At 47.0% G+C, this 11037-nt stretch carries 11 protein-coding genes and 1 pseudogene; 10 read left to right on the plus strand and 2 right to left on the minus strand.

Annotation, left to right across the window (positions count from 1 at the left end; translation table 11 throughout):
- Positions 1–76 precede the first annotated feature (76 nt).
- Positions 77–283, minus strand: a pseudogene (locus VI01_RS06555) (integrase); the annotation flags it as partial.
- Positions 284–518: 235 nt separating this feature from the next.
- Between VI01_RS06555 and VI01_RS06560 the strand changes: the two are divergent.
- The 3 genes from VI01_RS06560 to VI01_RS06570 all read left to right on the plus strand — a co-directional run bounded on the left by VI01_RS06560 (position 519) and on the right by VI01_RS06570 (position 5149).
- Positions 519–2171 carry an ATP-dependent endonuclease gene (locus VI01_RS06560; protein WP_045814461.1) on the plus strand — a complete coding sequence of 551 codons (1653 nt, stop codon included), beginning with the start codon at positions 519–521 and terminating at the stop codon, positions 2169–2171.
- Positions 2168–3283: a UvrD-helicase domain-containing protein gene (locus VI01_RS06565; protein WP_045814462.1), complete on the plus strand. Its 1116-nt coding sequence runs from the start codon at positions 2168–2170 to the stop codon at positions 3281–3283. The genes VI01_RS06560 and VI01_RS06565 overlap by 4 nt, the downstream gene beginning before the upstream one ends.
- 516 nt (positions 3284–3799) lie before the next feature.
- The gene (locus tag VI01_RS06570) at positions 3800–5149 is read left to right on the plus strand and encodes a hypothetical protein (protein ID WP_045814463.1); all 1350 of its coding nucleotides are present in this window, start codon (positions 3800–3802) and stop codon (positions 5147–5149) included.
- Positions 5150–5529: 380 nt separating this feature from the next.
- On the opposite strand, the gene VI01_RS06575 is transcribed toward VI01_RS06570, so the two are convergent.
- Positions 5530–6195: an SOS response-associated peptidase family protein gene (locus tag VI01_RS06575; protein WP_045814464.1), complete on the minus strand. Its 666-nt coding sequence runs from the start codon at positions 6193–6195 to the stop codon at positions 5530–5532.
- 381 nt (positions 6196–6576) lie between these two features.
- Here VI01_RS06575 and VI01_RS06580 point away from each other — a divergent pair, with 381 nt between their 5' ends.
- From VI01_RS06580 to VI01_RS06610, 7 genes are read left to right on the plus strand one after another with little or no spacing between them, the layout of a single operon-like run.
- On the plus strand, positions 6577–6912 hold the full coding sequence (locus VI01_RS06580; RefSeq protein WP_045814465.1) for an RAQPRD family integrative conjugative element protein: 336 nt from the start codon (positions 6577–6579) through the stop codon (positions 6910–6912).
- Entirely contained in the window at positions 6912–7154 is a 243-nt protein-coding gene (locus VI01_RS06585; protein ID WP_045814466.1) for a TIGR03758 family integrating conjugative element protein, read from the plus strand. The genes VI01_RS06580 and VI01_RS06585 overlap by 1 nt, the downstream gene beginning before the upstream one ends.
- 30 nt (positions 7155–7184) lie before the next feature.
- The gene (locus tag VI01_RS06590) at positions 7185–7574 is read left to right on the plus strand and encodes a TIGR03745 family integrating conjugative element membrane protein (RefSeq protein ID WP_052696966.1); all 390 of its coding nucleotides are present in this window, start codon (positions 7185–7187) and stop codon (positions 7572–7574) included.
- An 11-nt stretch (positions 7575–7585) separates the two neighbouring features.
- On the plus strand, positions 7586–7951 hold the full coding sequence (locus tag VI01_RS06595; RefSeq protein ID WP_045814467.1) for a TIGR03750 family conjugal transfer protein: 366 nt from the start codon (positions 7586–7588) through the stop codon (positions 7949–7951).
- Positions 7948–8604, plus strand: coding sequence for a PFL_4703 family integrating conjugative element protein (locus tag VI01_RS06600; protein WP_045814468.1), 657 nt, complete (start codon positions 7948–7950; stop codon positions 8602–8604). Before VI01_RS06595 ends, VI01_RS06600 begins: the two co-directional genes overlap by 4 nt.
- Positions 8604–9521 (plus strand): TIGR03749 family integrating conjugative element protein, encoded by a 918-nt coding sequence (locus VI01_RS06605; RefSeq protein ID WP_045814469.1) that lies wholly within the window; start codon positions 8604–8606, stop codon positions 9519–9521. Before VI01_RS06600 ends, VI01_RS06605 begins: the two co-directional genes overlap by 1 nt.
- On the plus strand, positions 9511–11037 hold the full coding sequence (locus tag VI01_RS06610; RefSeq protein WP_045814470.1) for a TIGR03752 family integrating conjugative element protein: 1527 nt from the start codon (positions 9511–9513) through the stop codon (positions 11035–11037). Before VI01_RS06605 ends, VI01_RS06610 begins: the two co-directional genes overlap by 11 nt.

Below are 11037 nucleotides of genomic sequence, written 5' to 3' on the forward strand. Positions count from 1 at the left end.
GCGTCCATCAGTTGAACTCACAGCGAAAAGCGGACATTGCTAACATCATTCTGTGTCAATCAATGGGGAGCAGGTCAACAGAGCTATCATATGCAACATCAGATACTTTGAGTTTGACCAGATCACAGCCCCGAAGCTTAATGTCCAAGGCCATATTGAATAGAGCCAAGTCGCGTGTTTTACCTTCCAGTTCAAGCCGGATCCGGATCCACCAGATATGAGATATCTGAAGTGGTCTTTTTTGGCCGATGATACGGCCTTTGTTACAAGGTGACGTATTCATACTCAAACCTCCTACAATGTGGGAGATTTGAGTATGGTAGTCCCTTATGAGCGAGGAGCGGAAGGCTCAACTGTTCCTACAGTCGATAGTGGTATTACTAACTTTGGAGTATTGTATTGAAAGGGACAGGTCAATTGCTCGGTAGATATTTAACCTGCTGCCACTAACCCCAATCCACTTTTCATCAAGTATTTTTTCCTGAATTGATTGCGCATAACATGTAATGGAGATGTTAATGGTTATTACAAAGTTAATTATTGATGGTTTTAAGGGATTTAAAGACCGGTTCTGCATCGAGTTCAATGAGTCAGTGAACATTATTGTAGGCGATAATGAAGCAGGAAAAAGTACCATCCTTGAGGCTATCAATTTAGGTTTGACGGGTTTGTATGCAGGGAAACCTGTCAAGAACAACATCAGCCAATATCTCTTTAATGACCAATTGGTGAAGGAGTATCTAGCCAGTCTCGCAACCGCAGCTATATTGCCACCGCCAGCGCTATTCGTTGAGCTCCACTTCCAAAAAACGCCTGACACTGTTTTTCTGGAGGGGGATGGTAATTGCCTGAAGTCATCCTCAGTGGGAGTTGTATTTAAAATCAAGTTTAACGAGGACTATAAGGCTGCCTATGAAGCACTCTTGAAAGTAGGTGATATCAGAACGTTACCTATAGAGTATTACGATATTGAGTGGAAAAGCTTCAGCAGGGACGCACTTTTATCACGTAACATCCCCCTCAAGTCCGCATTTATTGATTCATCCTCGGCCAGAGGCAGCAATGGGTCAGATGTTTACATTGGCAGAATAATCAAAGATTTGCTGACGGATGATGAGGTCATTAGCGTTTCTCAGTCGCACCGTAAGATGAAAGAAGCCTTCATATCAGACAAGTCTATCGAAACCATCAATAAGAAAATTATCAGTGCAAGCAAGATCACCAGTAAAAAGGTCACTATCTCAGTTGAACTTTCCTCTCAAAAAGCATGGGAATCAAGCCTGATTACCTGCCTGGATGATGTTCCGTTTAACTACATTGGAAAGGGCGAGCAAAGCATTGTGAAGACAAATTTGGCTCTATCGCACAATAAAGCCAAAGAGTCGAATGTCATTCTCATTGAAGAGCCTGAAAATAACCTATCGCACACCAAGCTTAATCTGCTCATTAAGACAATCAAAGATAACTGTAAAGGTAAACAGATCATCATTACGACTCACAGTAGTTTCGTTGCAAATAAACTCGGTCTTGGTGATCTGATTTTTCTCTCGAACCACAAGACGACCAAGTTGGCTTCGTTAACACCTAGCACGAAAGAATTCTTCGAAAAGATTGCGGGTTACGACACGCTTCGAATGGTTTTGTGTAAGAAAGCTATTCTGGTTGAAGGCGATTCAGACGAACTTGTGGTTCAGAAGGCCTACATGGATGCGAACCAGGGACGAGTACCCATTGAGGACGGGATCGAAGTTATTTCAGTAGGGATTTCTTTTCTGAGATTTCTGGAAATAGCAGCGATTATCGACAAACCTACCCGCGTCGTAACGGACAATGATGGCGATATTGCCGCAATTCAGAAAAAATACAGTGCCTATATGGGCGAGAATATAAAACCACACATTGATATCTGTGTTGACCCGATTGTTGATACCGGTACGCTGATGGTGGGCACGAAAAAATACAATTACAATACTCTTGAGCCCAAATTGCTTAAGGCGAACAGTAGGGCAAGCCTTAATGCCATTTTAGGTACTACACATACTTCTGATGATGACTTACGCATTTACATGCATGCGAATAAAACAGATTGCGCATTGAAGATATTTAACTATACGAATACTGCGACGCTCAGCATACAGTATCCGCAGTACATTCTGGATGCGATCAAATGAACAAAGTCATCATCGCATCTGCTGGAGCAGGTAAAAGTACCTTTGTAGTCAGTGAAGCATTAAAGGCTGTCACTTCAGGAAAGCGTATTCTGATTACCACGTTCACCGAAGCATGCCGGGATGAAATAAATGTCAAAATCATTAAAGAGAATGGGTGTGTCCCGCCTAATTTGTATGTGATCACCTGGTTTTCCTTTCTGATTAAACATTGGATAAAACCCTATCAGGGGTGTTTATTTGACTATGACGTCAAAGGAATGCTCCTTTGCAGCAGCAAATCCGGTGTAAAGCCTTATAAGGTCGCGGGGAGACCCATCTACTGGGGGGAGAAAGATTTCAGGCAGCACTATTTCAGTCCTGATTTTAAGCTTTACTCCGATAAAATGGCCAAACTTTCTCTTCGCTGTAATGAGAAGTCGAGCGGAAAAGTCATCGCACGGTTGGCGTCGTGCTTTGATGAAATTTATGTGGATGAGGTTCAGGATCTTGCTGGTTACGATCTTGAAATTCTTCAAACACTGTTCAGGTCACCCATTAAAATCACGCTGGTCGGCGACCCGCGTCAGGCCACTTACAGTACCGTCAATACCGAGAAAAATGCGAAGTACAAAAAAGCTGCCATTGTGAATTTCTTTGATGACAAGGCGGCAGGGGTCACAGTTGATGATAAAATGTTGAATGAGAACTTTCGGTGCTTTCATGAAATCAATGATTTTGCCAACAAACTTTATCCTGCCTTTACCCCTTCAGCCTCTAACGTTCGTGAAATCTCCGATCACGATGGAGTCTTCCTGCTGCCTGAAAAATTACTGAGTCACTACCTAGAAACGTATACTCCCGTGCAGTTGCGCTGGGATAAAAGGCGTACCGTTGATGAACGTTATCCTGTTTTTACCTTTGGTACATCTAAAGGCCTGACATTTGAACGTGTGATCATCTTTCCTACTGAACCTATGTTGAAGTGGTTCCAAGATAATAGCGCTGCACTCACTAATGATTCACGAGCCAAGTTGTATGTTGGTCTAACTAGGCCAATTAAAAGTGTTGCGATTGTCTTTAATGGTGGCGCAGCTTTTAACTCTAATGGGATTAAAATTTACACTTCAAGGTAAGACCATGAGGGCACTCGGATTCTTACTTTGCTTCTTGTTATCACTGAGCTAAGGCTAGCACTAAGCGGCCGAACTAACTGAGCAGAAGGTCTGCTGTGAGCGCAGGCTTTGTGAAAACTGTTTTGGTCGCTTACACTGCCTTATAACAGGGCTGAAAACTCCGCTCATACGTAAAATTTGGCTCAGCTAATCAGTCGATCAATTCCAGATTTTGCGTAGATGCGCGCACTTCAGTTATAGGTTAGGGTTTTCACACAGCCTGAGCAAGGAACGGACATTGCTAACAGCCCATGTAAGTTTAGGGTGAGTTTGGGTATGCTGTGTTCCTGCCATAGTGGTTACTCCAGTTAACGGTGCGGTCAGACGCCCTATAGGGTTGCGAGCACTATAGGGAGTTGTATTATGATTCAACTGCATGATGAGCTTAGGCAATTGGATTAAAGAAATAGTTAGATCTGAATTAAAGAAAAAGGGAATCACTCCTAAAGGCTAACTGTTTATTGAAAAGGAATTGGTATGAACGCAGGATTACACTTCAGCGAGATCAGTAAAGAACAATTTGATATTTATTTTTACGGCCGCTCACCTTACCTCAAGACATTCTCTGAAGAAATACGCTGGTTTAAACATGAAAATGATGGGATAACATTATTATCCACAATCATTCTATGCAATATTGATAAAGATTTTAACGCAATAGTATTGGGTAGAGATTTAGATAAAAAATTCAGAGCAATAAACGTCTTGGCTTCATTTGATTCAATGGATGTCTTGCTTAATGATTTAAACGATTGCATACCAAAGATGCTAGCGCAGCACCAGAACGGTACATTCATGCAAGGTGATGAATCAACCAAGCCTTTTTCCTTATTCTTGAGTAAGGTTCCAGAGGAAAAAAGAAATATTTATATAAAAATGCTCCTCGAAGACCCTCTTCATTTTCCTGCTTATATTGTTCTTGAGGAATTAGCATACTGGTTCAAAGATCCTGATGGGATATTTATCAGGGATTTCCATAGCGACGCATTTAATTCAAGGTTATTTGAGTTGTATTTGAGTGTTGTATTTTACGAACTCGACTTTGAAATGAATAGGGAATACAATCAACCAGATTTTCTACTATCTAAATTCGGTGTGGAAATTGCTGTAGAGGCTGTAAGTATTGCTGAAATAGAAGACCCTCTTGAAAGAAAAGTCATTAACGATGAGCAGATGGATGAATTAAGAAAACACATTCTAAAAGCCATGCCTTTTAAGTTCGCAAGAAGTTTATTAAAAAAAGTCCGGCATTGCCCTGAACCAGAGAAAGTTCATTACTGGGAACTGAACCATACACAAAAAAAACCATTTATCATAGCAATGCAGGATTATTCGAAAAGAATGTCCATGTCCTTTTCAAGCGAAGCCTTGTATAGTTATTTGTACGGGATTGATATTGATTCAGGCATTCCTATTGAAAGACATACAGATGAAAATAGAAGTATCAAGTCGAACTTTTTTGGCTCAGAACAAAACAATTATGTTTCTGCCGTTTTACTCACTACTCAAGCAACCATACCTAAGTTTAACCGGATGGGAATTCTTGCAGGTGTGGAGGCGAGTGGATTTAAAGTGTACGTTAGTGGTGTTAAAACAGATCAGGATGCAGACCCACATCCATTTACAGCCGATGTAAGTGACCCTAACTATCAAGAACCATGGTGCACAGCCATATATATGTACCATAATCCAAACGCTATACACCCTGTTGACTATAAATTATTCCCAAATGTAGTTCATGTATTTAAAAAGGGCGAACACTTTGAGGAGTACACCCCCATAAATTATATTCTCCAATCGACTACTATGATATTAAAAACGAAATAAGTTATGGTCTAATAAAAGCTAATAAATGATTAATCCGGCTTTTTCGTATTAATCATTTATCATCAAATCCATTCACCTTGAATCCACACCTTTACTTCCTATAGCCGATAAGCTACCGCTGAAGATGCAATTTTGATGCGCTGTTTTTCGGGGGAGTTACTCTGGTTCTTCATCGAAGAGCAAAGTATCTGAGTTACTTATCGTCAAAGTGCTACGATTTCGCTCAATACATAATTTCAACTGGCTAAGTGCAGTTTCTCTATGTATACCTGAAAATTAATCATTCACGTTTATAAAGTCCCTGACACTTCAACTTCCGCTCTTGGCACAAAGCGGACTGATCTTACCCCGATAATAGGTGTTAGCGAAAAACAGCTTACCTATATCATTTCAATCAGCTCTTTGCCCTGATGACGAGTCGTATTCACCTTCGTTGATACTGGGTGCCATTTGAATGCGCTTTCCGGTAAGGCTGCGTTATGCGCGATTTCTCTCGCGCGTTCGGGCGTGGTATCACCATTGAGCCACTCCCTTACCGCTGAAGCCTTTAGCACCAGAGGCCTGCGATCGTGAATGTCTACCATGCCCTTGTTACTAGCTGAAGTGACAATCAGAAAGCCTTCATGCCCGTGCGGATCGTTATAGGGCGCTTTGCCGATGGCGGCAAGAAACAACGGCTCATGCTTTTTGTGATAGATGAAGTAGGGCTGTTTACTTTCATCTTTCTTCACCCACTCAAACCATCCATCGGCAAACACCACGGCGCGGCCGTGGTTCCATAGCGGCTTAAACATACGGCTCGATGCGGCGGTCTCCCCGCGCGCATTGATGAGCGGCTGCTTGTCCCACCATTCAGGTCCGTAGCCCCAGTACACCGGGTCAATTTTCAGTTCGTCGTCGCGCTCACTCAGCAGCAGCACGTTAGTGCCAGGAGCAACGTTGTAACGCCCAATGGGTTCTGGATCGTGCACGTAATCGCTGTCGGCTGCGCCAAGGGCATCAAGGTAAACGTCCCGGCTCTGATACTGCGCAAACCTTCCGCACATAGTGTTTCCCCCTTTCTGCAGGATATCTGTTAACGCACGCTGTGCCTGATCATAGTAATCGTAATCATTCGATATTAGTCGGCGAAACGCTGATTAAATTTTGCGTTCGGGGAATTAATTTAATGTTACATGCTGGTTTTCCCTATCAGAGCTGGACGGAGGTACCTGAAACTTGTTTCAGATGCCGGCCGTCAGCAGGCAAGGCGCATCGCGCCGCGTCAGAACAATCGTTTAGTTACAACAAACATTAAACCTTAAATCTACTTCTTTCAGCATCTGCGCTGCTTTCTAAATTTTTATTTTCCCAAAAAGAGTTAACGGCTGAACCCGGCAGCCAGATTTCGCATGCTTACCGCACCAAAAAAACCACTGGAGGTGCATATGAAATCTCTTCGTCCGGCAACACAACTTCTTTTATGTGGCGGTGTGCTGGGCCTGACCTTTCTCGCGTCCTCTCCGGCGTCTGCATCTGAGAAAGACGAGCTGGCATCCGCTCAGCGAATGATCTTTCAGGTTCAGGCTTCTCTGGAACGGGCGCGGGTTGCCGCAGCACAGGCTGATCCGTCGGAGCGTGGCCGCTACTTCTTCGATTACCAGCGGGCTAATGGCGATTTGAAAACCATCAGCGCCGGCATTGATCGTTATCTGGAGCCAACGCGTGCCCAGCCCCGCGATTTGTCTGGCGTAGCTGGAAATTATCGCCGGGAGCGTCCCTGATGGCGATGACTTCAGCCCAGATGACTGCATTTAAATCTGCGTCAGGAAATCTTGAGCCGTCAGGCCTGCATCTTCTTTGCCTGGGGCTTTTGTTCGGTTTCATGTTCTGGTGGGCTGCCTGGGCAATTGTTGATGTTTACTCAGGCTGGGCAAATCAGCGCCTTAAGGAAGGCGCGCTAGGCAGAGCCGTTGTTCGCTCAGTTTTATTGTTAATTGTAAGTATCTGGATGTTTGGCAGTTAATCCCTAATCAACCCTTTTACAGGTGAAATCATGTCTAAATTTGCTTCTGTTGTGTCCAACTCAGTTATCAAAGCTAAAAGCTTTTACGCACGCTCTCTGGCAATCGGCTTGTCCGGTTGGTTATCCGCTAAACCGGCCTTTGCAGACCTGCCAACTGTTGAATCGCCCTCTTCAAGTGGTTCCGGTACAGGCCTTAATGGTCAGCTGACTGGTTATATACAGGATGGATTAGTTCTGGGTGGACTGGTTCTCTGCGCGATCGCATTTTTCATGGTTGCTCAGAACTGCCTGGTAACTTTTAACGAAGTGCGTAATGAACGCGCGACTTGGGTGAAGTTCGGTTCGATTGTAGTCGTTGGCGTCGCGCTTCTCGTTGCCATCATCTGGCTGCTGGGCAAGTCTGCAGACATCATCAACTAAGGAACTTCACTATGGCGACCATCAGATTTTTACCGGATCGCCTGAACTCTGAGCCAGTAGTTTTTCGGGGGTTTACCACCCCCGAGTTAGGTCTTGCGGCTCTAATCGGTGTTGCGGCTGGCTTCATCCTTTCCCTGGCCTTACTCCTTTTTTTCAGCTGGCTGATTGTTCCCACGGTAACGCTGCTTTTTCCTCTCGTCCTCATTGCTTTCGGCGGACGGTGGCTTAGCAGCAAAAAGCGCGGCAAACCCGAGAACTTTCTCTGGCAGCGGTTTGCTTTAAAAAAGCGCTGCATGGGGCTGGGCGATCCTAAATTGATCATTGACTCGCAGGGCTGGTCCCTGCGACGCAGCAAAAACCTCAGGAGTACTAAATGAGTCGTTTTCGCCACGCGGTTAAGGGCCGCGATCAGCATATTTTTACCCTGCGGGCGGCCTGCGTAGTGTTGCTGCTGTTACTGGTTACTGCTATGGGCGGCTGGATGAGAGCGCCTGAAAAGCTGACCATCCATAACCCACCTGATTTGCGTAAGGGCAGCACGCGCCCGTGGTGGGAAATCCCGCCTCCGACCGTGTACGGCTTCACGTATTACATTTTTCAGCAACTTAATGCCTGGCCTAAAAACGGAAGAGTGGACTACCCGGCTCGCATTCAGTCGCTTTCTGCTTACCTGACGCCACAGTGCAAAGCGTTTCTTGAGGAGGATTCAAAGGTGCGCGGTGAGAAAAATGAGCTTACCGATCGAGTGAGAGTGGTTTACGAAATTCCCGGCCGTGGTTATTCAGGTGACAGCGTGAAAGTCATCGATCGTGATAACTGGGTAGTGAAGCTCGACCTTGTGGCCGATGAATACTATCTCACAGAGCCGGTTAAACGCGCCATGGTGCGCTATCCGCTGAAAGTTGTGCGCTGGGACGGTGACTCTGAGTCCAATCCATTTGGTTTGGCGCTGGACTGCTATGAAGGCATCCCGCAGCGTCTTTCCGCTGCGCCTGAACAGCCGATAAAAGAAAGAAAGGGGATGTTCTGATGTTGAATCCATCTTTTACCTCAGGATCACGTGCATGCCTTATTGCGCTGTCACTATCCCTGCTGCCCGTAACGATGATTTCCGGGCCAGCGCATGCTGACGAGCTGATGAAATGGGAGCGCGTGCCGCTGCAGATACCTCTCAAAACGGGTCAGGAACGCGTGATTTTCGCTGATAAAAACGTGCGCGTAGGTTTTCCGCCGTCACTTAACGGCAAGCTGCGCGTGCAGAGCACCGGCGGCGCAGTCTATCTCAAAGCAAACAGTGATTTCCCTCAAACGCGCCTTCAGCTGCAGGACATGGAAAGCGGTGAGGTAATTCTGCTGGACGTCCGTACGACTGCCACCGCATCAGCCGAACCGGTTAAAATCGTTTACAGCGGTGACGTCAGTACCATCAGCAGTGCAGACTCTGACACCGGACAGAAAGCCGCCGGCGATAGCAACAGTTCACAGACGAAGCGTAAAAAAGTCAGCTTTAAAGCTCCCGTTCCGGTGCTGCTGACACGCTACGCAGCTCAGAATCTGTATGCGCCGGTGCGAACCGTTGAACCCGTGCCGGGCATTCACCCCGTTAATCCACATCTGCCATCCCGCATTACTACCCTGTATCCCTCAGCTCCCGTGACCGTGTCACCAGTAGCAGGCTGGGGCGTGGCAGGTCGCACCGTTATCGCGCTGAGGATCCGCAACAACTCTTCACAGAAGGTTGTGCTCGATCCGCGTGAACTGCAGGGCCAGTTTGTCACGGCCACCTTCCAGCACCGCTGGGTGGGTGCCGCCGGCACGCCGGAAGACACCACCACGCTGTACCTGGTTACCGCCGGTCGTCCTGATGGCGCTTTTGTACGTGAGCCCTCTGTCGTGAATAAGGCTACTAACCTCCCAGCCCAGAAGGTGATCCGCTATGAAAATTAAGTCAAATGGGCTGGTTAAAGTGCTGGTCCCCGCCATTCTGGTTGGCGGCGGATTTATTGCTGTAAAAAGTCATAACAGCAAGTCACAAGAACCTGCCACTCAGAATGTTCAGACAAGCGACGCTCTGAAAAACCTCTCACCGCAAGAGTTGAAGGCGCTCGGCATTGAGGGGGATACGCCACAGGATACGCTTAAGACGATCGTAGGTTCACTTAACGCCGTTCGTCAGCAGCAGGATTCTCTCAACAAGCAGAATGCACAGCTATTAGACGAAAACAAAAAGCTACGCGAGCGCAATAACAACGTTTCCGGCCAGGTTAATGAAGCGGTTCAGGGCGTGGAGAAAAGCTATCACGATCGTGAAAATCAGATGCGCCAGCAGCAGAACGTCCTGACGTCAAAAATCAACGAGCTCACAAATAAACTGCAGAATGCCGGTAAGGGTATTGCAGAAAAGGCAAAAGGTGCTGACAGCGATATCCCTCTGGGTCTGGGTCTTGATGGCATGGGTGCCGGCGATAGCAATCCTCCGTCCTCCGGTAGTGATGGCCTGATGTGGGTCTCGCCTCAGGACAGTCCCTCCACTGCCTTAGCGCAGAAAAATGGCGCATCAGGCAGCAGCACCGGCGAATCCAGCTTCCCGACGTCATTTCTCAGTGAAAACGCACTGACAAAGCAAAAATCCAGTTATGAGCAGCAGGTAAAGGGTTCAACCGCTGAGAAAGGCGCAGAAGAGGAGGCCGAGCCGGTATATACGCTGCCGGAGAACTCCACGCTGATTGGCAGCCGAGCGATGACTGCGCTGCTCGGCCGCGTGCCAATCAACGGCACCGTAACTGACCCGTATCCCTTTAAGGTACTCATTGGTAAGGATAACCTTACGGCCAACGGCATCGAGTTGCCAGACGTTGAGGGTGCTATCGTCTCCGGCACCGCCTCCGGCGACTGGACCCTGTCCTGCGTGCGCGGTCAGGTCAACAGTGTCACGTTTGTATTCACCGACGGCACTGTACGTACTCTGCCGAAACCGGACCGCAGCGGCAAGGGCAGCAATAACAGCAACCAGAACGGCGGGAAAGATACCGGCACCAGTGGCGGCATCGGCTGGATTTCTGATGAAAACGGGATCCCCTGTATTGGTGGAGAACGTAAGTCAAATGCTTCTACCTATCTGCCAACTATTTTTGGGTTATCTGCAGCCGGTGCAGCTGGCGAAGGCTTAAGTCAGGGGCAGTACACAACTCAAAACAATGTGAATGGTATCTCTTCAACCATGACAGGAGATGCAGGACAAGCGGTCCTGGGTAAAGCCCTGTCAGGCGGCATGTCTGAAACCACTGATTGGGTTAAGCAGCGTTACGGGCAAACATTCGATGCAATTTATGTTCAGCCCGGAGCGCATCTCGCTGTGCATATTACCCGCGAGCTGGCGATCGATTACGAAGATAAAGGCCGCAGGGTGCGTTATGACTTTACCCTGCCCGGCGAAGACGGCACCACCGGCGGACTGGACTGA

It is taken from the genome of Pantoea sp. SM3, assembly GCF_000963995.1.
Lineage (GTDB): Bacteria > Pseudomonadota > Gammaproteobacteria > Enterobacterales > Enterobacteriaceae > Pantoea > Pantoea rwandensis_B.

Coding starts and splice junctions, on each gene's coding strand:
- VI01_RS06605 (WP_045814469.1), top strand. CDS start 8,604: ATGTTGAATCCATCTTTTACCTCAGGATCACGTGCATGCCTTATTGCG.
- VI01_RS06610 (WP_045814470.1), top strand. CDS start 9,511: ATGAAAATTAAGTCAAATGGGCTGGTTAAAGTGCTGGTCCCCGCCATT.
- VI01_RS06590 (WP_052696966.1), top strand. CDS start 7,185: ATGTCTAAATTTGCTTCTGTTGTGTCCAACTCAGTTATCAAAGCTAAA.
- VI01_RS06570 (WP_045814463.1), top strand. CDS start 3,800: ATGAACGCAGGATTACACTTCAGCGAGATCAGTAAAGAACAATTTGAT.
- VI01_RS06560 (WP_045814461.1), top strand. CDS start 519: ATGGTTATTACAAAGTTAATTATTGATGGTTTTAAGGGATTTAAAGAC.
- VI01_RS06580 (WP_045814465.1), top strand. CDS start 6,577: ATGAAATCTCTTCGTCCGGCAACACAACTTCTTTTATGTGGCGGTGTG.
- VI01_RS06595 (WP_045814467.1), top strand. CDS start 7,586: ATGGCGACCATCAGATTTTTACCGGATCGCCTGAACTCTGAGCCAGTA.
- VI01_RS06600 (WP_045814468.1), top strand. CDS start 7,948: ATGAGTCGTTTTCGCCACGCGGTTAAGGGCCGCGATCAGCATATTTTT.
- VI01_RS06565 (WP_045814462.1), top strand. CDS start 2,168: ATGAACAAAGTCATCATCGCATCTGCTGGAGCAGGTAAAAGTACCTTT.
- VI01_RS06585 (WP_045814466.1), top strand. CDS start 6,912: ATGGCGATGACTTCAGCCCAGATGACTGCATTTAAATCTGCGTCAGGA.
- VI01_RS06575 (WP_045814464.1), bottom strand. CDS start 6,195: ATGTGCGGAAGGTTTGCGCAGTATCAGAGCCGGGACGTTTACCTTGAT.